The 20,154-nt window shown below is 42.5% G+C and carries 14 protein-coding genes; 2 read left to right on the top strand and 12 right to left on the bottom strand.

Annotated elements, in window-relative coordinates; translation table 11 throughout:
- Window positions 1-8: 8 nt before the first annotated feature.
- The 5 genes from IL356_RS07310 to IL356_RS07290 form a co-directional block, all read right to left on the bottom strand.
- On the bottom strand, window positions 9-1,694 hold the full coding sequence (locus IL356_RS07310; RefSeq protein WP_205601257.1) for an FAD-dependent oxidoreductase: 1,686 nt from the start codon (window positions 1,692-1,694) through the stop codon (window positions 9-11).
- Between the two features lie 45 nt (window positions 1,695-1,739).
- Window positions 1,740-3,290 (bottom strand): sulfatase family protein, encoded by a 1,551-nt coding sequence (locus tag IL356_RS07305; RefSeq protein ID WP_121850094.1) that lies wholly within the window; start codon window positions 3,288-3,290, stop codon window positions 1,740-1,742.
- A 92-nt stretch (window positions 3,291-3,382) separates the two neighbouring features.
- Window positions 3,383-4,864, bottom strand: coding sequence for a RagB/SusD family nutrient uptake outer membrane protein (locus IL356_RS07300; RefSeq protein ID WP_121850095.1), 1,482 nt, complete (start codon window positions 4,862-4,864; stop codon window positions 3,383-3,385).
- 24 nt (window positions 4,865-4,888) lie between these two features.
- Window positions 4,889-8,137 carry a TonB-dependent receptor gene (locus IL356_RS07295; RefSeq protein WP_162987944.1) on the bottom strand — a complete coding sequence of 1,083 codons (3,249 nt, stop codon included), beginning with the start codon at window positions 8,135-8,137 and terminating at the stop codon, window positions 4,889-4,891.
- A gap of 197 nt (window positions 8,138-8,334) precedes the next feature.
- Window positions 8,335-9,495, bottom strand: a complete 1,161-nt coding sequence (locus tag IL356_RS07290) for a FecR family protein (RefSeq protein WP_121850097.1) — start codon at window positions 9,493-9,495, stop codon at window positions 8,335-8,337.
- A gap of 116 nt (window positions 9,496-9,611) precedes the next feature.
- On the opposite strand from IL356_RS07290, the gene IL356_RS07285 reads away from it, so the two are divergent.
- A complete protein-coding gene (locus tag IL356_RS07285; protein ID WP_121850098.1) occupies window positions 9,612-10,199 on the top strand; it encodes an RNA polymerase sigma factor in 588 nt (195 codons plus the stop codon).
- Here IL356_RS07285 and IL356_RS07280 read toward each other — a convergent pair.
- From IL356_RS07280 to IL356_RS07250, 7 genes are all read right to left on the bottom strand, one after another.
- Window positions 10,196-10,972 (bottom strand): SDR family NAD(P)-dependent oxidoreductase, encoded by a 777-nt coding sequence (locus tag IL356_RS07280; protein ID WP_121850099.1) that lies wholly within the window; start codon window positions 10,970-10,972, stop codon window positions 10,196-10,198. The genes IL356_RS07285 and IL356_RS07280 overlap by 4 nt on opposite strands.
- A gap of 2 nt (window positions 10,973-10,974) precedes the next feature.
- Complete coding sequence (locus tag IL356_RS07275) at window positions 10,975-12,420, bottom strand: c-type cytochrome domain-containing protein (protein WP_121850100.1); 1,446 nt, start codon at window positions 12,418-12,420, stop codon at window positions 10,975-10,977.
- On the bottom strand, window positions 12,420-13,880 hold the full coding sequence (locus IL356_RS07270; RefSeq protein ID WP_121850101.1) for a DUF1501 domain-containing protein: 1,461 nt from the start codon (window positions 13,878-13,880) through the stop codon (window positions 12,420-12,422). Before IL356_RS07270 ends, IL356_RS07275 begins: the two co-directional genes overlap by 1 nt.
- A gap of 12 nt (window positions 13,881-13,892) precedes the next feature.
- Window positions 13,893-16,229: a PSD1 and planctomycete cytochrome C domain-containing protein gene (locus IL356_RS07265; RefSeq protein ID WP_121850102.1), complete on the bottom strand. Its 2,337-nt coding sequence runs from the start codon at window positions 16,227-16,229 to the stop codon at window positions 13,893-13,895.
- Window positions 16,230-16,389: 160 nt separating this feature from the next.
- On the bottom strand, window positions 16,390-17,592 hold the full coding sequence (locus tag IL356_RS07260; protein WP_205601258.1) for a M20 metallopeptidase family protein: 1,203 nt from the start codon (window positions 17,590-17,592) through the stop codon (window positions 16,390-16,392).
- Between the two features lie 35 nt (window positions 17,593-17,627).
- Window positions 17,628-18,152 carry a YceI family protein gene (locus IL356_RS07255; RefSeq protein ID WP_121850104.1) on the bottom strand — a complete coding sequence of 175 codons (525 nt, stop codon included), beginning with the start codon at window positions 18,150-18,152 and terminating at the stop codon, window positions 17,628-17,630.
- An 85-nt stretch (window positions 18,153-18,237) separates the two neighbouring features.
- The gene (locus IL356_RS07250; RefSeq protein ID WP_121850105.1) at window positions 18,238-19,269 is read right to left on the bottom strand and encodes a formylglycine-generating enzyme family protein; all 1,032 of its coding nucleotides are present in this window, start codon (window positions 19,267-19,269) and stop codon (window positions 18,238-18,240) included.
- Window positions 19,270-19,466: 197 nt separating this feature from the next.
- Between IL356_RS07250 and IL356_RS07245 the strand changes: the two genes are divergently transcribed.
- Window positions 19,467-20,150, top strand: a complete 684-nt coding sequence (locus IL356_RS07245) for a head GIN domain-containing protein (RefSeq protein WP_121850106.1) — start codon at window positions 19,467-19,469, stop codon at window positions 20,148-20,150.
- Window positions 20,151-20,154: the final 4 nt, after the last annotated feature.

Genomic DNA, 20,154 nt, shown 5'->3' with positions numbered 1-20,154 from the left:
AATTATATTTATTCCTTAGGAAGTTCCAACCTTTGGCCATCTTTTTCCAAAACTGCTCTCAAGTCTGTATACGTAACTTCTTGTACAGGTTTTTGCTGATCAATGGACAAGCTAGCCAATGAAGCAGCACTTTCACCCAATATCATAAACACCGGTTCCATACGTATGGAACCAAAAGCAATATGTGAGCTCGATACGGCTACCGGAACAATTAGGTTTTTAATTTCCTCTTTCTTAGGAAGAATGGTGCCCAGCGCTATTTTATAAGGCTCTTTGGCATGAACGCCTATATCACCCTCATTTTGAACATAACCCTCAGGGGTAATGTAACGCTGAACGTTATGTGAATCCATCGTGTAAGAGCCCATTCCAATGGAGTTGGGCACTTCTCTATTACCTAAAATATCATTCTCGGTCATTACATATTCACCAATCATTCTACGTGCTTCACGAACATAAATTTGATGTGGCCAATTGCCATTATCTGTAAACTCATCTTTGGCCAAGCCCCATTGCTTAAATTCATTTTGAACCTCTTCAGGAATTCGCGAATCGTTGGCCACAAAATACATAAGACCCTTTTGGTAGTCTTCATGCTCTTTAATGATTTCACGCCTGCGTTCGTAACTCGCTTCTGGATAGTCATAATTCTCGCCAATAAAATCAGTACTATAAGGCCCGTGATTATTGGTATCTGTCTTTAAATTCGGAATTGGGTCAAACTTATTGAACGTCTGGTCCCAGCCAGCTTCATAAACCCTTGCCAACAACTCGTAATGTGCCGGATCATAACCATCCGGTTTTTCAAAGGGCACTCGGTTCTCATCCACTTTGGTAAGACACATTCTAAAGTTGTAAGCCTGCACTCTTTTATCAGCCTCTAACCGCTCTCCCGGATCCTCGGTCGACACCCCATAAACGACACCACTGGTGCTATCACCAGGAACTTTATAGGGGCTAATATTCATTTTTCCGAAATGGTGTTGATGGTGAAGGGTACCGACTTGAATACCGTTCCACTCTTCATCGTAAGTAGAACCAGCCTCTCTACCGATGGTAAAGGTTACACCTGCAGCCGCCATCAAATCGCCCTCATATGTGGCGTCTATAAAAACAGGAGCGCTGAACTCTTTGCCCGAAAGAGTAGTTATCATAGTAATGCTTCCATCTGTTACCTCGACACCGTTAGACCTATCAAGATATTCTTCTCGAAACACCTGTATCTCATTTTCTGAAACAAAATCTTCGAAAACCTGTTCGGCTACATGTGGTTCGAATATCCACATGGTTCTATTGTTACCATCAATTGCCGGCGTGCCCTGCCCAACGTTGCCATACTCGTCTTTTTTCTGCCAACGCCAAGTTTTGTCTTGTTGGTACTTTTGGTAAATTCTTTGGTAGAATTCTCTGGAAAGTCCTCCTATTACTTCTTTATTACCGGTATCGGTATACCCCAACCCAGAGGAAGATAGCCCTCCTAAATGTTTGTCAGGAGATACCATAATGACCGATTTTCCCATTTTTTTGACCTGTACAGCTGCAGTTACAGCCGCGGAAGTACCGCCGTATACAATAACATCTGCCGTATAACTCTCAGAATTGCTCTCTTCTTTCGACTTCTCTTCTTTACAGCCAAAGGCCATCAAAAAAAGAACAAGTGCCAAGAATTTGACAGACCATTTTAAATTACTCATTTTAATAAAATTAGTGTTCTTCCTTCGGTAGAAGAACTGATTTGGTTATAGGTATTGTTTTAATTCTTCATGCAGTTCTTGAACCAAATCGGGATGTTTATCAGCCAAATTGGTTCGTTCTTGCGGGTCTTCTTCAAGATTATACAACTCGTAAAAATGGCCCGTTCTATTGTCTTTAGGCCCCATAGGCATCACTATCAACTTCCATTCATTTTTACGATACCCGAACACATTGTTACCCGATTGTATGGCCAAGGCTTCTCTTGGTCCCTTTTTGTTTTCCCAAACTGAAAATTGGTCAACCCCATCTATTTTGAAATCCTCAGGAAATTTAAAATCCAATAATGAGCCTAGACTTGGCAATACGTCGTTAAGGGCAAAAATTGTATTGTTGGTGGTTCCCTCAGGAAAATGACCGGGCCAACTTGCGATAAATGGGGTTCGAACACCACCTTCCCAAGCAGTTCTTTTCCAACCTCTTAATTCTCCGTTTGGTATATGTTTATCGGTAAGGTCTTTTTCTTGTAAAAAACTTGTACCGACCGTATCTATATAATGCCCTGGAACCCTGTTGTTGTCATCCGAAGCTTCCATACCTTTATAGGTCATTCGAAAAACCGAACCATTATCACTCGCAAATAGTACGATGGTATTCTCTTTGAGTCCCATCTCATCTAGGCCTTTCAACAACTTGCCAATATAATGGTCAAGTTCGTGAACATAATCACCATATGGACCGGCCTCCGTTTTTCCTAAAAAAGAATCACTAACGGCCAAAGGCACATGAGGTACATATGGCGCATAATAGAGGAAAAAAGGCTCTTCACCTTTATCCTGATTTTCCCCAACAAACTTCAGTGCCCTATCTGTAATCACGTTGAGAAAACTATTCATGGGCAATGAGGTCAAATTTTCAGCGCCTGGCGCTTGGTCCACAGTATAATAGTCATGTTCGAGGTAGGCATCAACCATATCATTTTCAAATACCCAACACTCACTGGCGCAGCTAAACCCATACCAGTTTTCAAAACCATGGTCAGTAGGTCCGTCACTGATAGGTTTAGAAAAATCTAGATTTGAGCCATTGTTCTTGGCATAAAATTTACCATAACCGGTCGGTCTCTCACCATCAAGCGTGGGAAAAGTGGCCCCTAGGTGCCATTTACCAAAACCGCCGGTCGAATAACCTGATTGCTGGAACATCTCTGCCAATGTGATCATATCTGCATCCATCATCGAAGGCTCATAATTTCTCATCACCCCGTGTTTGTTCCAACTTCGCCATGGATAGGTGCCCGTCATTAGAGCATATCTAGTCGGCGAGCAAACTGAAATTGGGCAATAAGCATTTTCGAGCATTATACCTTCAGATGCAAGTTTATCAAGGTTAGGGGTCGGTATCTTTGAGTCGGCATTGTATGCCCCAATATCACCGTACCCTAAATCATCAGCCAAAATAAAAACTACATTTGGCCGAACCTCTTTCTTCGTATCTCTCTGACTACAAGATACAAAGCAAATCAGTACCATAACCGCCAAAAGCTGCTGAAGGCGTATTGGGTTTAAAAAATTCTTTTTTCTTCTGCTTAAATTCATTTGACCGTTTCGAATTTCATGAAAACAAAAACCAGACCGCCGGTACAACGGCCTGGTTCATAGAAACTAACATCAACTAACAGTAATCAACTTTAATAGCCAGGATTCTGGTCTTCAGGACCCATGGCCGGATTATTGTTTATTTCATCAACTGGCAACGGTAATAGCAGGGACACATCGCTCCACGTTTTACCGGTAGCCTCTACCAGTTCTTGCGCCCTACCCGTTCTTAACAAATCGTTCCAGCGTTTCATTTCAAGGTTCATTTCATATACCCTTTCATTTAGCACAGCATCTTTAAAACCGCTTGGAGACATACCGGCAGGATAATCTTCCGCAGAAGCTGTATTCAGTGGCAATCCGTAACCTCTTCTTCTAACCATATTCAATCTTTCGGTAGCCAAAGAGGTTGGACCTCCGTTCGCCTCACTAGTGGCCTCGGCATAGATCAAGTACATTTCAGGCAGCCTATAGAAAGGAATGTTATTTCTACTCTGAGGTGCACTTGGCGCGTTGGCATCTCTATACTTATGAAATAAAATCGGAGAATCTTCAGGCAACTGCTGTACTTCTCCATTTTCATCAATGTATTCGGTATACAAACTGAATTGTCTTCTCAAATCATTGATATCCCAAGAACCCAAAATAGAATTCTCTACAGGCAGCCAAGCGTGAAAACCGCCCACCGAGAAACCAGTGTTCGCCCTATGTATAAAGCGAGGTACATCATTACCGTTGGTCTCGGAATAATGGGCCGCAAAAATATCTTCGGAATGGGTTATGACCTCAGGACCATAGATATTCAGAAAATCATCGGCCACCGATACCTCTACAAACGAGTAAGGACTATTTACAATCACATTATCGGCCGTTTCTGCCGCCAAAGCCCAGTCTTCGGTATTCAGATAAGCATCGGCCAAAGCGGCTCTAGCAGCCCACGAAGTGGCACGGCCCGCATCGGCATCAGAAAATGTATCGGCCAAATCAGGAATCACTGCATTGAGCTCGGTAATAATGAAATCCCAAACTTCTTGAACGGAAGCCCTAGGCGCCGGAATTTGGTCAAGGCTTACAAACTCTTCGGTTCTCAAGGGTACACCGCCCCAGTATTTCACCAGGTTCATATAGAAAAATGCCCTTAGAAACCTAGCTTCAGCCACGTATTGCGACCGAAGGTCATCGTTCATATCTTCTATCTTGGCCACATTACTGATAACAGAATTGGCACGATTGATACCCAAGTAAATATCATTGTAGGCCGCGAACACGCGTTCTTGACTGGTATTGTCCAAAGGGCCATCGTATTTGCTAAACCCGGCCTGACTACCTCTACCATTTGAATATTCGGCCCTGTTTTCAAGGGTTGCCATAAAATAGGTTACCGGAAAATAACGTTCGCCGCCCGAGCGAAAAGTTCCGTAAACCGCTGCCAATGCCGAAAAGGCATCAGTCTCATTCTTATAAAAATTTTCTTTGACCAAAAGGCTTTCGGGTTGCTCCGTTAAAGCATCCTCACAAGAAGATGAGAGCAGACCTAAAATCAAGCCACTTATTACTAATATATTGTTTTTCATCTCTTTAAATTGTTAGGTGATTAATCAAAGCTTCAAGTTCATACCAAGAGTAATCGTTCTTGAGCTAGGGTACGAAGTCTGGGCAATACCGATTCGCAAATCGCCTGTACCTCCCCTTGTATTAACATCTGGATCAAGACCCGGAAAATCGGTCACCGTAAATACGTTCTGTGCACTAATGTAAACCTGTAACGCCGCCAATGCCGGCTTGATGCTCTGAACAGGAATGTTATAGGCCAGCTTTACGTTTTTCAACCTCAGATAAGAAGCGTCTTTTACAAATCTATCCGATGTTCTCAACTGCGCCCGGTTCTCACTTGGTGCCGGATAAGCAGCATCGGTATTTTGAGGTGTCCAGTAGTCGTTATATACATCAACGATTTGATTACCACCCGTACTGAAAGAGTTGGCAATATACCCTCCGGTCGCCCAGAAAAGCTCATTACCCTCACTTCCCTCAAAAAACAAATTGAGACTTAGCGACTTGTAATTTAAAGTGGAATTAAGTGCATAGATAAAGTCAGGATAAGGCCCGCCAAGTATGGTCTGGTCTTCGTTCGTTACCTCACCATCATTGTTCAGGTCTTGGTATTGAATAACCCCTTGGTCATCATAGCCATCTTCAATAAAACCATAGAACATACCGAGAGGTTCTCCTTCACGGGCAATGTTCACGGGTGAGTTGAAAGGAATATCCAAAGCACCTCCAAAAATATCCTCACCAATGGTTATAACTTCATTTTTATTAAAGGATAACTGTCCGTTGACATCCCAAGTAAAATCTTCCTTTCCAAAAGTAGCCCCTAGACTAAATTCCATCCCCATATTCTGAATCTCTCCTAAATTGGTTACCAACGAGGTGAAACCTGTCGATCCAGGAAGAGGAATGATAGCCAAAAGGTCTTTGGTGTTTTTCTTGTAATAGTCAATATTGATGCGATACTTACCATTTAAAAATGAAGCATCGATACCGGCACCCAGTTGACCGGTGGTTTCCCATTTAAGGTCAGGATTCGGGGCCGAAACATTGGCAAAGCCGACAACATCTGATCCTCCGAAAGTGGTTCTGGCCTCACCCAATGTATTCAAAGATTGGTATGGGTTGATAGCGGTACTACCCGTTTCACCGTAACCGACCCGTAGTTTAAGGTCTGATAACGCTTCCCAGTTCGAAAGAAATTCTTCATTGCTCAATCGCCAAGCGAAAGATCCGGAAGAGAAGACACCCCATTTATTGTTATCACCAAAACGTGATGAACCGTCGGCCCTCACGCTGGCGGTAAACAAATATTTATTGTTCAGGCTATAGTTGACCCTACCTAACCAAGAGTAAAGTTTCCAGTCGCTTACATCACTTGAATTTGGTAAGGTACTCTCAGCTATACCCAGGGCATTGTCCTGCAAAATATCGGTAGAAAACCCCGTGGCACTTGACCCATTGGTCTTTCCTCTAAATGTCTGTACCGTAAAACCGGCTACAGCTGATAATCGATCATCTTCACCAATGGTAGCGTCATATGATAAGGTATTCTCATTCAGATATGAAATTCCCCTGAACATATTGAAGCTTGCAGAACCCTGCGGAGTTCGTTTGACCAAAAGCGATGGCGAGTAATAGTTATTCTCTCTAAATTCTTGCTCAGTACCACCCAACACCTTTAACTTGAGTCTATCGTAAAGCTCAAACTCGACAGCAATATTTCCTAAAATCTTTGAGGTAAGCGCCTGATCTTTAATCTCTGTATAAAGCAACGGATTGCTGATAGATACAGGGCTAAAATCATAGAAATCGATTTCGTTGTAATTACCCTCAGCATCAAAAGGGGACACTGTAGGAGGGGCCTGTAGGGTTGCAGACCAGATATTATTACCTGCATTACCATTGTTAACATTGGCCCGGTTTACCCTAGACCTTGTTAACACTGTATTGGCGCTAAGACGAATCCAGTCATTCACCTGATTATCTAAAGACAGACGAATTGAACCCCTTCGCTGACCCGTATTCAATATGGTGCCTTCTTGCTCAAAATAGTTTGCAGATGCTGAATAAGAAGAATTTTCGCTACCTCCCGAAAATGTCAAGGTATGACTTTGAATCGGGGCCGCCCTAAAAATCTCATCTTGCCAATCGGTTTCTACATTGGGCAAATTATTTAAATCAAAAGGTTCTGAAAGACCTTCATTAACCGCTGCCACATTTGCCATTTCGGCAAACTGACGTGAGTTCAGTAAATCATAGGTTTTCATTACGTTCTGAACGCCATAGTAGCTCTGAACGTCAACAACACCACGCTGCCCTTTTTTTCCTTTTTTGGTGGTAATCATTACCACACCATTGGCACCACGAGAACCGTAAATGGCCGTAGCAGAAGCATCTTTTAGTATATCAATCGTTTCAATGTCAGACGGGTTCAGAAAATCTATTCCTCCCGTAATCGGAAAGCCGTCTACCACATATAATGGGTTATTGTCCCCCAGGTAAGAGTTACCCCCCCTAATTTGAATTTGAACAGAAGATCCGGGCTGACCTGAATTTTGGGTTACCCTAACACCGGCCGACCTACCTTTTAAGGCTTGTTGAACATCAGTGGTAGGCAAAGCGGTCAGTTCTTCAGAATCAACAGTCGATACCGAACCGGTCAAATCGCTTCTGTTGACCGAACCATAACCGACCACAACGACTTCTTCTAAGCCTTGGGCACTTTCTTTTAACACAACATCCAATTGTGTGGCATCACCGACCAAAACTTCTTTTGTTTCAAAGCCTAAATAACTGAATACCAACACAGACTCTCGGTCTGCTACGCTGATAGTAAAGTTGCCATCGAAATCGGAAATCTGTCCGTTACCGGTGCCCTTTTCAACAATGTTGACACCCGCCAACGGCGTGCCTTGATCGTCAAGAATAGTTCCGTTGACCTCAACTTCTTCTTGCGGTGGAGCATTAGTCGTTACACCACTTGGGCTTGTCGACTTACTTGGTAATAATAAAATTTTGTCGCGATAGATTTCGTAAGCGACATTCGGATTCTGCCTGAACACCATGTTCAGTACTTTCTTAATTTCTCCGTTGCGTACGCTCAAGCTTAGAACCCGTTCTGTATTTACCAATTCAGAGTTGAAAATAAACTTGAATTCGGTATTGGCTTCAATCTCATCTATTACCCTTGAAAGGGTAACATTCTCCAAATCAAGTGTGATTCTGTTTTGGGAATAAGTTGTTTTGGCTTGCATCGCAATCGTCATCGTAATGAGTAGTAGCGATAATTTCATCTGTAATTTGAATAGGCAGGACTTTTGTCCTACGGAATTCAACCGTTTTTTCATAATTTTGAATGTCTAGAGTGGTTATTTTTAATAATCGCTTATAATCGGGGGGTGGTGCGAACATCCTCCGATTTTTCTTTTTGTTCGATCATGGCTACCCCTTTTTACGAGCAACCTTGTTAGAGTGTTATTTCATACTTTCTTCATTTTTTTAAAATTGTTATTTGGTCATCATTGACCTGAAACTTGATATTGTGAATTTTGCTGAAATAATCGAGCACCTCACTGATCGTTTCATGTTGCACATCTATGGTAGCATTGAATTTTTCATCTACCAAGTGCCCCTCGGGGTTATTGATGGTAACATTGTAATGCCTTTCAAGCTTTTGTAGAATGTTCTTGAAAGGGGCGTTTCTAAAGACCACATACCCATTTACCCAAGAAGTATATAAATCGGTAGGTACTTCTGCCGTTTCGATTCTTGAACTGTTTTTATAAAAAGTGCCTTTAAAGCCAGGCTTTAACAACACCTTCGCAACCCTTTCTGTAGTGGGCACCAGTTCGACCGATCCATTTACCAAAACAACCTCTGTAGTAGCATCTTCAGTATAGTTAGCTACATTAAAAGCAGTTCCTAAAACCTGAACGTCTAAGCTATCTAAACCAACAATAAACGGATGTTTTTCATCATGAGCCACCTTAAAAAAGGCTTCGCCGGAAAGTTTCACCTTCCGCTTGTACCCTGTTCTGAATCGGTTGGGAAAAGTCATACGGCTTCCTGCATTCATGATGACTTCGGTACTATCAGAGAGCGCCAAGGTTATATTTTTGCCATACGGAACCGTGATGGTACTGTATTCTACTTTTTCATTGGAGGCAGCTTGGGAGTTGAAACTTATTTTGTTGCCCGACTGCTGTGCGATTACCTCGCCGCTTTTACTCTTAATTGAAAGGTTGCCAGATTCGGATATCTCCTCGACCTGACCGTTCGAATGTTCGAGCGTGATTACATTTTCCGTTGCGGGAATTTGAGGGCTCAGTTCATTCTCTTGTCTGGTGAACATATAAATTCCTACAGCGATAAAACAAACGAGTATCGCAGCATACTTTAAACCTTGATAGAGGTTTCTTTTAAGAGTGAGCCTTTTGTCCCGCCTTATCTCTTTTAATAGTTCTTTTTTGGTCTGTTCTAAATCGGGTTGGTTCATTTTATATAAAACGACAAAATGTGCTCTTAAATAATTTTTGATAAAACCTTTGTAATCATCTTGCCCAAGGTATTCGTTTAGTTCATCTAAATCATTACCGTTGGCAGAATTGCCCATAAACTTCACTAGAAGTGTTTCGAGGGAACTTAATTTCATACAAATTCAGGTTGCTCTATTAATTATTACGTTCAAAATTTTCAATACACTTACTTTTTATGGATATTTTTTTAAATTCATCCAAATTTTAGTTTTAAAATTAACATATCGTCAATATGGCAACATACAATAACAATGAGGCTTTGATACAGGATTTAAGCAAAGGAAAGGAAGAAGCCTACATTTTTCTTTTAGAAAAATACCATAGAAAATTGTTTGCCTATACCCTTACTTTAATTGATGATAGGGCGTTGGCCCAAGACATTGTTCAGAACGTTTTTATCAAAACTTGGAAGTTCAGAAAAAAACTAAAAGCCAATTACCCCATTCAAAGTTTTCTTTACAAAATGGCCTATCATGAATTTGTTGATGAATATAGGCAAGGCAAAAAGTTGTTGCCTCTTGAAGACAAGTATTACAAACACATGTTCGAAGTCGTAGAAGAGACCAACGAATATAAGCTGGAAAGATTTCTCGGACTTTTATCGAAAGAGATAGAAAAATTACCCCCGAAGTGCCGCGAGATTTTTCGACTTAGCAAACAGGAGGGGCTTACCAATAAAGAAATTTCGGAGCACCTCTCTATTTCCGTTCGTACGGTTGAAGTACAAATAAGAAAAGCCTACAATAGACTTAGAGATAGTTTAGGAGACCAATACGAAACCGTATTCTTCCTGCTTTACGGAAGACCTGTTTTACGTTAGTTACCGTTTAGGCGAATAAATCCTCCATCAATAGGAAAATCGGTTCCGGTAACAAAAGAAGCCTCATCGGAGCATAAATACAGCGCCAAATCGGCCACCTCTTGGGGTTTACCCATTCGCCCTATAGGTTGAGTAGCCGACAATTGATTGAATTTCTCCTCTGCCGTATCAGGAAAGTTATTTTTTAAATACCCATCTACAAATGGGGTATGAATTCTTGCCGGTGAAATACTATTGCAACGTATATTATACTCTAAATAGTCTTTGGCCACGGAGTACATCATAGTCAAAGCCGCCCCTTTTGACATTGAGTAGGCAAACCTATCTTTGATTCCTACAGTGGCGGCAATAGAGGCCATATTAAGAATAACCCCGCCTTTTTCTTTCATAAACGGTATGACCGCATGAATGCAATTGTACACACCTTTGATATTGACATTATAGATTCTATCGAAATCTTGCTCCGTCGTTTTTTCAACATTTCCGATGTGTGCGATACCTGCATTGTTGATCAATATATCAATACTGCCTTCTTCAGCAATAGCAGCCACATTTGATTTCACCTCATCTTGATTGGATACATTACAGCTATAAGCGTGAACAGTTCCGCCCTGATTATTGATTTCTTCAACGACATCATTGGCAGACTCTTTGGTCAGTTCAAAGATATGAACATGTGCACCATGCGAAGCCAATGTTCTTGAAATCGCCCTACCAATACCACTTCCGCCACCAGTTACAATGGCATTTTTTCCTTTTAAATCAAACTTCATTCCTATTCTTTCTTTTCTAGGTTCGGCACCGTATCCTTTGCCTCCAAAAAGTTTTGAATCTTATCGTCGATACCTTTTTCGATAACAATATCGGGTCGTTGTCGGGCTAATTGTTCAAGTGCCTCATTACTTACTTCCGTACTCCAAATGTAAAGCCTTTTTAGATTTTCAAGACCTTGAATTACCGAAATAGACCGGTCAGAAATTTTGGTGCCGTATATCTTTAAGAGCCTGAGCTGCTTAAGACCCGTAATTTTTTGAAAATCTTGGTCGGTAACCGGAGTTCTATCAAGCTCTAACCATTCTAAATTGGCACACTTCTCCACCATATTCATCTCGTTATCACCTATCGGCAAACCGCTCAAGTCAAGTTCAACAATGTTTGCGGCCACCGCTTCCAAATCCTGAATGGGTTTGGAGTCGTATTCCGGTGGCGGAAAAGCATCGATACCCAAGGCGTTAGACCCACCGGCCATTCTTGTAATAGTCAAATAATCATTGGAAAGTTGATCAATAGTCTCATCTGCCACCATAGGTAATCGAGACCAATCGCTACTAGATGCCGCGCCCATCATTTTCTTGATTATACCCGCCAATGGTTCTGATGGTGCAAGTAAGGATAATTGGAGGGTATCCGAGGCTCCTAAGGCAATCCACCTTTCCAGAATAGTTATTTCCTCGACTTCTAATTGAGACTTTCCTTCAGGCGGCATATGTTCTTCATCCTCTAAAGGAAGGTGCAATCTTGTTATCAAAGTGCTCTCTTCATAATTTCCAGGTAAGACCGTATTTCCGCTCTCCCCTCCTTTCATTAAAGATGAGAACCCTTTGACCGATAGTTCTCCTTTTCGCTTGTCGGGATTATGGCACGACATGCACTTATCCTCCAAAATAGGAACCACCAAATCAGAGTACACCTGAGGGTCTTCCGGCAGTTCTCTGGGGCCGTCTGCGCCTGGTAAAGCCAGAAAATCTTCCCCATGGGTAATCATACCGCCATAATGACCAGTGAACCCGACCAATAACAAAATTAAACCCATACATACTTTCCTGAGAATCAAACTCTTTTGAAGCTCTGCCCGGAATCTATATAAAAGAACTGCCACCAAAGCCAAAGAAGCCCCCAGCCATTGGTGCCAGAGCAACAAAGCTCCCTTTTCACCTGTACTTTTCCCCAGAAAAAAACCCGATATCGCAGTCAATAAAACGGTAATTACCGCAATCTGAAAAAGAAGTTTGGGAATCTCCCGACCTGTAAAGCCTAGAAAGACAATAATAACCAGCAGTACAATAGGAAAATGCAGTATCAATGGGTGCCACCTACCCATCCACCCGACTATCGACGGCAATTCAATAAAGGATTCAAAAATGAGACAAAAAACAAGAAATACCGAAAGCGCCAAGACCATAAGCTCTACCCAACGGCCCTTAAAACCTTGTGCAACCATTAAGCCAATAAGTCTTTAACCACATTACCGGCCACATCGGTGAGCCTAAATCTTCTACCCTGATATTTATAAGTAAGTTGTTCATGGTCGAGACCCAAGGCATACATGAGCGTAGCATGAAAATCGTTGATGTGCACCGGATTTTCTACTACATTGTACCCAAATTCGTCGGTTTGTCCATAATTAAGGCCTGGCTTGATTCCTCCTCCGGCCATCCAAATGCTAAATGCCCTTGGGTGATGATCCCTACCATAATTGGCAGGATCGAATTTCCCCTGGCAATAATTACTGCGGCCAAACTCACCTCCCCAAATGACCAAGGTATCTTCAAGCATACCTCGTTGCTTCAAGTCCATAACAAGAGCAGCCGAAGCTTGGTCAACATCTTTGGCCTGGCCCGCCATCTCATCAGGTAGATTCCCATGCTGATCCCAGCCTTGGTGGTATAACTGAATAAAACGCACCCCATTTTCAGCCAACCTTCGAGCTTGAAGGGCATTGGCAGCATAAGTGCCGGGCACCTGACAATCTTCACCGTATAATTTGACAACTGATTCTGGCTCCTTCGAAATGTCCATCACATCCGGCACAGACATTTGCATTCGGTATGCCATTTCGTATTGGGCAATTCGTGATTCTATTTCATCGTCTCCAGTCTCTACATGATGCAATCTATTCAGTTCTGATACCTCATTCAGCAAATCTCTTTTAGTAGAGCGAGATATACCGTCTGGATCATTTAGGTAAAGTACCGGGTCTTTGCCTGAACGCAAAAGCACGCCTTGGTGCTTTGAATCAAGAAAACCACTTGACCAAAGTTTTGAATACAACCCCTGACTGTTACCCTTGCCTCTAGAGGTAAGTACTACAAACGAGGGTAGGTTCTTATTTTCGCTACCCAAACCGTAACTTAGCCAAGAGCCCATACTGGGCCTACCTGATATTTGACTTCCGGTTTGAAAAAAAGTGATAGCGGGATCATGATTGATAGCCTCTGTATGCATGCTTCTCACAACCGTTATATCATCTGCGATTTTAGCGATATGAGGGAAATAATCACTGATCCATGTGCCACTCTGACCATATTGCTTAAAGTTCACTGCTGGGGGCATCAAGGGGAATTTTTCTTGATTAGCGGTCATTCCCGTTAATCGTTGTCCATTACGCACCGATTCCGGCAAATCCTCCCCCATTCGTTTTCTCAAAATAGGCTTATGGTCAAAAGTCTCCAATTGAGAAGGGGCACCGGCCTGAAATAGATAAATGACCCTTTTGGCTTTTGGTGCAAAGTGGGGCAACCCCAACGGCTGGCTGGCTTGCTGACCGCCAGTATTCTTGAAAAGGTCGGGAATCAACAATGAACCAAGAGCCAGTGAACCTATGCCCACGCTCAATTGGGAGAAAAAGTGACGCCTGTTCACCTTCAACGGGTTTTCCTTTTTGTTGTCCTTTTCTTCCATAGCTTCTTTCGTTTATTCCTTGGTAATAGTTTCGTCTAGATTGTAGATTACTTGTGCAGTTAGCATAAGTGCCGCCGTACTCACGGGGTCTGTTTTCAGGTGAGGATAATCTCCCACCGCCACCAATTTTTCAGCATCCTTGGGTTTTGACCCATAGGTGTTTAATGCATCGTGATAGTAGGCCGTGAGGGTTAACAGTTCCTCCTTCCGAGGGCTACGCACCAATATTCTTTCGAACAACTGGGGAACAAGATTGTCCTTTCCCCCATCATTAAGCATCTTTTCGGCCAACACCCGAGCTGCCTCAAGTATTTGAACATCGTTTTGAAGTACCAAAGCTTGCAGGGGTGTATTGGTCTTTTGCCGCCGCACCTCAGAAAAATCTCGATTAGGAGCATCGAAAATGGTCATCGAAGGAGGTGGAAGGGTACGTTTCCAAAAAGTATAAAGTGAACGGCGGTAAAGATCATCGCCACTATCGGGTACATAACTTGTGAGAACCCCTCTTTCACTACCGGCGTTGGTTTCTTCCCAAAGCCCTTCAGGTTGATAAGGTCGTACACTAGGGCCACCGATTTCGCGGTTCAGAAGACCACTTGTAGCCAATATATAGTCTCTTATCATTTCCCCACTCATTCGGAAACGCCCAGCCCGGGCCAACCACTTGTTCTCAGGGTCAGCCTTTTCTAGTTCAGGGGTAAGTTCAGAGCGCTGTTGATAAGTTGCAGAAAGCATTATTTTTTTAATTAGATACTTGATATCCCATCCGTTTTCCATGAAATCAACCGCTAACCAGTCCAATAATTCTGGATGGGTCGGCAAACTACCCTGCACCCCAAAATCTTCGGAAGTTTCTACCAATCCCCTTCCGAAAAGCGTACCCCAAATTCTATTGACCAATACGCGCGCGGTCAAAGGATTTTTTCTATCGGTCAACCATTGAGCCAGACCCAAACGATTCTTGGCCAAATCGTTCGCAAACGGAAGTATAATTGATGGCGTACCGGGAAGCACCGAATCCGTCGGGCGGTCATATTCTCCCCTGTCAAGTACAAACGTTGTTTTTGGTGCTGAATCGTTCATCACCATGACATTTACGGGATTTGAACCGTTCATATTCACAAAAGACAGTACCCCAACCGTATCTTTGGCACTAATACCGATATAAGGAGGGTCTGCAAAGAATTTTTGATTTTTGGCCTGAACGGCATCCATTTGAATACCCTTCTCATTTACCTGATTGAAAAAGGCATAAAACCCGAAATAATCTTTTTGCGAAATGGCATCATACTTATGGTCATGGCATCGGGCACATTCAAGGGTCAACCCCAAAATACCTTTGCCCAAGGTATTGGTCCGATCAAGAACATAATTCGTGCGATATTCCTCTTGAATGACGCCCCCTTCTTGGGTGATGGGGTGATTTCTATTGAAACCCGTGGCCAGAATTTGTTCCTTGGTTGCATTGGGCATTAGGTCGCCTGCAATCTGCCAGGTTAGAAATTCGTCATACGAGAGGTTTTCATTAAAAGCATGAATGACCCAGTCTCGCCACGGCCACATAGTGCGGTAACTATCATCTTGATACCCATGTGAATCAGCGTAACGGGCCACATCTAGCCATGATTGTGTCATACGCTCTCCATAAGCGGGAGATGCTAGCAGAGTGTCAATGGCTCTTTGTAGCATCTCATCGGGAGCTTCGCTCATTAATTTATCAACCAATTCCGGGGCAGGTGGCAGTCCGGTGACATCTAAAGCCATTCTTCTCAATAGTATGTCATTAGAAGCCTTTGGGGAGAATGTTAATCCTTTTTCCTTTAATTTGGAACCTACAAAGGCATCTATCTCATTTTTTAGATAACTAGAGGTATCTGTAGGTACTTTTTTCTTTTCGGGAGGGATGAATGCCCAATGTTTTTCAAAAGCTGCCCCCTGTTCTATCCATTTTCTCAGAAGTCTTTTTTCATAATTCGTGAGAGAAAGGTTCGACTCGGGCGGTGGCATTTGTTCAGCCGGGTCGTCTGATATAATCGCTCGATAGGCCTCGCTTTTGCCAGGGCTACCGGCTACTATTGCAAAATGACCAGGACTTTCAGGAAGTTCGGAAAGAGCATTCTTTTCTATATCAAGTCGTAGACCTGCCTTACGCTTATTCGCATCCGGGCCGTGACAGGTATAACAGTTATCGGAAAGAATAGGCTTGATGTGAAAATTATAATCTACTGTCTCCGGGAGGGCCACCGAGGCATAATCATCTTCCACCTTGTCGAAATAGCCATCCTGATACAGGTAAAGCAATACTATCGACAGGCCCAAAATCAAGCCGAGGGCAACCGCATTTTTCATTTTGGGATGATTTAGCTGCGCTTTTCGCAGTATTTAAAATTAGTGAATTTAAGAGAGCCAAGCCTCTAATATTTTTGCAATGAACAAGCATATTTTTGCCTACTTGCGCATTAAAAACGAAATAAAAGTTCAGATTGACAAAAAATAGAATGAAACTTTCCTAATCCCTCAATTTAGAAATAGCTAAAAATGCCATTAAGCCTCCGCCGATTTCCAAAGCAGATTCATCGATATTAAAAGTAGAAGTATGTAGACCGGAATCGATATTTTTATCACTGTTACCCACACCTAGCATATAAAAGCAAGATGGGTGCTCGTGCGAGTAATAAGAGAAGTCTTCCGAGGCCATCCATTGGTCTAGACCGATAACATTTTCCTTTCCGACAAAACTGATGGCATTTACCCTTAGTTCACTGGTCAGCGATTGATCATTGATCAAATGCGGATACCCGTGCTTAATCTTTAATTCTGCCGTAGCCCCCATTGATTCGGCCATGGCAACCACCATTTTATTCAATTTTTTCAAAGCCGATGACCTCCAGGCTTCATCCATTGTTCTGAAAGTACCTTCAATATAGACTTCATCTGGCAAGACATTGATCGCCCCATCGGCAATCACCTTTCCAAAAGAAAGCACTGAAGGTGTCTTTGGAGAAGCCATTCTGCTCACTAATTGCTGTGCCGCAACAATTATATGCGATGCTATTAAAACCGAATCAACGGCATTCTCGGGCATTGCCGCATGGCCCCCTTTTCCCTTAATCGTTAGAAAAAGCTCATCCATACTAGCCATAAACTTACCAGGACGAAAACCGATGGTTCCAACGGGTAAATCTGGCCGTACGTGTTGACCGATATGAGGCAATTGGCCCAATTTTTGATAAACGGGTTCTTTCATCACCAAACTGGCCCCGCCGGGCATTAGCTCTTCTGCGGGCTGAAACAGCAAATGCACGGTTCCTCTCAGTTCTTCTTTTAAATCTATCAAAATCTCTGCACAGAGCAATAAAGAAGACATGTGGGCATCATGACCACAGGCATGCATTACGCCTTCATTTCGAGAAGCAAACTCGACATCGTTGGTTTCGAGAATAGGCAATGCGTCCATATCGGAGCGTAAGACCAGTTGCCTGCCCTCTTTTCCGCCTTTGATGGTGGCCAACAAACCTGTATTGGCCACGGAATGAATATCGTTAACACCCAACTTCAAAAGTTGGTCTTTCAGATACCTACATGTATCAAATTCTTGAAAAGAAAGCTCTGGGTGCGCATGTAGATACCTTCTAACATCAATGTACTTTGGGGCAAGTTCACGAGCCTTTTGTTTGATTTTTTCCCCTAAAGTCATCACTGATGAAATCATCTATTTAAAGGTTACATTAGCTGGCTGCAATGAACTTACTGGGCAAATTTTAGGTCAAACTTGACAGTTACATCATCGCCCACCACTATTTGCCCGAACATGGCAGTTGGTGGTTCAATACCATAATCTTTAAGTGCAAGTTTGTACTCCCCAGTAATTTTGTAACCGCCATCATCAGAAATAGAAACAGGAATCTCAACTTCATTCTGAGAACCTGCAATCGAAAGTTGCCCAACAAGAACACCCTCACCCTTTACTTCGGTTAAACTAAAAGTAACGTTCGGATGCTCATCCTTTTTAAGGGCATTGTACATTTTATTGTCCATCGTGGCACCACGCTCACTTTTAATACCCTCTACTGCAACGGCAAAATCAATTTTCTTTGGCTTTCCACCATCAACAATCAATTCTCCTTGCAATTGTTCGGCATTGACCGTCCAATCATGAATGGTCGATGTTCCGTCAATGGTCAAGGTACTTTCTTCATTCAAGCTAAATTCTTGCTGTGCATTTGTACAAATCGTGCCGAGCATCAAGAATGCCGCAATAATATATTTCATTGTAATTCTATTCAGGCCATCTATAACAACGGCATTTTTAAAACATTTTAAACTATGGGATCAACTTCAAAGATTCTTAATTCTTTTATTCGTCCAAGACTTGTTGCCAAAATTTCTTTTGATCTTCGGCAGAAGGTTGTTGAACGGGGCTTACCAATCTCATACCCACATAATTTGAATCAGTGAACCACCAAAAGCTTTTAGGTATCTGAGGATCTCTCTTCTGCTGTTTTAAGCTGGAAGCTGTTCTGGAGGCCGAACGTAATTTATCGGCATCATCATCCCAAGAGCCACCCCTGTACGAACGAGGGTGTATTACCGTTGGTGTTACCCAAGGGTTCGAATCTTTTGTAGTCGAATAGGCATCCTCTTTGTATTCATCAAGTGTCCATTCGGCCACATTACCATGCATATCATAAAGGCCCCAAGGGTTTGGTTTTTTACTTCCCGCCTTGGCATATTTGCTTTCAGAGTTTTTGTAATAAACAGCGTACTCGTCTATTTGAGAAATATCGTCACCAAAACTATATGCAGTGGTTGTTCCGGCCCTAGCGGCATACTCCCATTCGGCCTCGGTTGGCAAACGATAGAATTTACCGGTAATGGTACTTAACCATTTACAGAAAACCAAAGCGGAATACGCTGACATACTTACCGCCGGGAAGCCATCTTTACCCATGCCGTATGAAGGGTCTTCATAAGGTGGGCTAGGTCTTGTAATGGCATCTACCTTCATTACCCTATCATCATCAAGCTTAACAAAAAGCTCTTTATTTTGCTTGAAAAATAGTTCAAAAAGATCCCACGTCACTTCATATTTCCCCATATAAAACGGGTCAAGCTCTACATTCTTTTGAGGTCCTTCATCCGTTTTTCTGTTGGCTTCAGCCTCGGGGCTACCCATCATAAAGGTTCCACCGGGAATCGAAACCATATCAAAACTCACTTCGGTGGCAGGCACATTTTCAGTATATCCTTCGGTGCTAGAACTTACTGTACTTTTTACTGGTTGTTCGGTAGTTACTTGAGCTTCTGAGGCCCCACTTACTGCCTTTTTAGTTGAACAGGAATACAAGGCACCCGCCAACAACGTCAGGCAGAAAATATTTTTTTTCATTCGGAAAGTTTAAATTGTTCGGTTTTCGCTAAAATTAAAGGTTTTTTCCGAGCAGAAAAGTAAAAACAGGCCTTATTCTTTATGACTTGCCCGATGAGGGTTTCCTCAAACCAATTTATAGAAACTTGAAGTACTTTTATTACAGACCACTATGCTGAAAATGCCCTATATTTGAGCTTCATCATCAAAATGAGAAAATGAGAACCTTCGTACTATTAATTGTAGCAACCCTTTGCTCAGCCACTCTTTTCAGCCAAAAATCGAACACTAAAACTCTTGAGAAGTTCACCCAGCTAAAGGCTTATGACCGCATAGTGGTAACCTTGGTCAAAGGTTCGGAGAACAAATTGGTCATAACTGGGGATGATAAGGACGAAGTGGAAATCTCAAACAAGAATGGACTTCTTAAAATAAAAATGGAGTTTGATAACTTTATGGATGGTGATGAAGCCAAGGCTACCTTATACCATACCGAAGACCTAACCCTCATCGATGCCAACGAAAATGCCAAAATAAATTCAGAAGATGTCGTTACCGCTTCGGAAAGGGTAGAAATAAAAGTTCAAGAAGGAGGCAAAATCGATTTGAAAATCGAACTTCAAGATCTTTATACCAAATCTATTTCAGGAGGGGAAATAACTTTGACCGGTAGTTCAAAATTACAGGAAGTAATGGTCAATACCGGCGGTAAGATTTACAACAAGCAATTAAACACTCAACAGACCACCGTGGTGGTGAATGCCGGCGGAAGAGCAGACGTCAATGCCAGTGAGAAAGTTGACGCCAAGGTAAGGGCAGGTGGTTCCATCTATATTTATGGCAACCCGAAAGAAATAGACAAAGACAAGGTTTTCGGCGGTAAAATAGAGGTCGTCGACTAAGGCT

The sequence above is a fragment of the Euzebyella marina genome, from assembly GCF_014855515.1.
GTDB lineage: Bacteria > Bacteroidota > Bacteroidia > Flavobacteriales > Flavobacteriaceae > Euzebyella > Euzebyella marina.
The sequence above is the reverse complement of the archived record's forward strand: the minus strand, read 5'-3'. Positions and strand labels throughout refer to the sequence as shown.

Excerpts from the sequence above, each read along its gene's own strand:
- IL356_RS07260 (WP_205601258.1), bottom strand. The coding sequence starts at position 17,592 with ATGATTTCATCAGTGATGACTTTAGGGGAAAAAATCAAACAAAAGGCT.
- IL356_RS07305 (WP_121850094.1), bottom strand. The coding sequence starts at position 3,290 with ATGAATTTAAGCAGAAGAAAAAAGAATTTTTTAAACCCAATACGCCTT.
- IL356_RS07290 (WP_121850097.1), bottom strand. The coding sequence starts at position 9,495 with ATGAAATTAAGTTCCCTCGAAACACTTCTAGTGAAGTTTATGGGCAAT.
- IL356_RS07265 (WP_121850102.1), bottom strand. The coding sequence starts at position 16,229 with ATGAAAAATGCGGTTGCCCTCGGCTTGATTTTGGGCCTGTCGATAGTA.
- IL356_RS07275 (WP_121850100.1), bottom strand. The coding sequence starts at position 12,420 with ATGGTTGCACAAGGTTTTAAGGGCCGTTGGGTAGAGCTTATGGTCTTG.
- IL356_RS07250 (WP_121850105.1), bottom strand. The coding sequence starts at position 19,269 with ATGAAAAAAAATATTTTCTGCCTGACGTTGTTGGCGGGTGCCTTGTAT.
- IL356_RS07270 (WP_121850101.1), bottom strand. The coding sequence starts at position 13,880 with ATGGAAGAAAAGGACAACAAAAAGGAAAACCCGTTGAAGGTGAACAGG.
- IL356_RS07245 (WP_121850106.1), top strand. The coding sequence starts at position 19,467 with ATGAGAACCTTCGTACTATTAATTGTAGCAACCCTTTGCTCAGCCACT.
- IL356_RS07295 (WP_162987944.1), bottom strand. The coding sequence starts at position 8,137 with ATGAAATTATCGCTACTACTCATTACGATGACGATTGCGATGCAAGCC.
- IL356_RS07285 (WP_121850098.1), top strand. The coding sequence starts at position 9,612 with ATGGCAACATACAATAACAATGAGGCTTTGATACAGGATTTAAGCAAA.
- IL356_RS07310 (WP_205601257.1), bottom strand. The coding sequence starts at position 1,694 with ATGAGTAATTTAAAATGGTCTGTCAAATTCTTGGCACTTGTTCTTTTT.
- IL356_RS07255 (WP_121850104.1), bottom strand. The coding sequence starts at position 18,152 with ATGAAATATATTATTGCGGCATTCTTGATGCTCGGCACGATTTGTACA.
- IL356_RS07280 (WP_121850099.1), bottom strand. The coding sequence starts at position 10,972 with ATGAAGTTTGATTTAAAAGGAAAAAATGCCATTGTAACTGGTGGCGGA.
- IL356_RS07300 (WP_121850095.1), bottom strand. The coding sequence starts at position 4,864 with ATGAAAAACAATATATTAGTAATAAGTGGCTTGATTTTAGGTCTGCTC.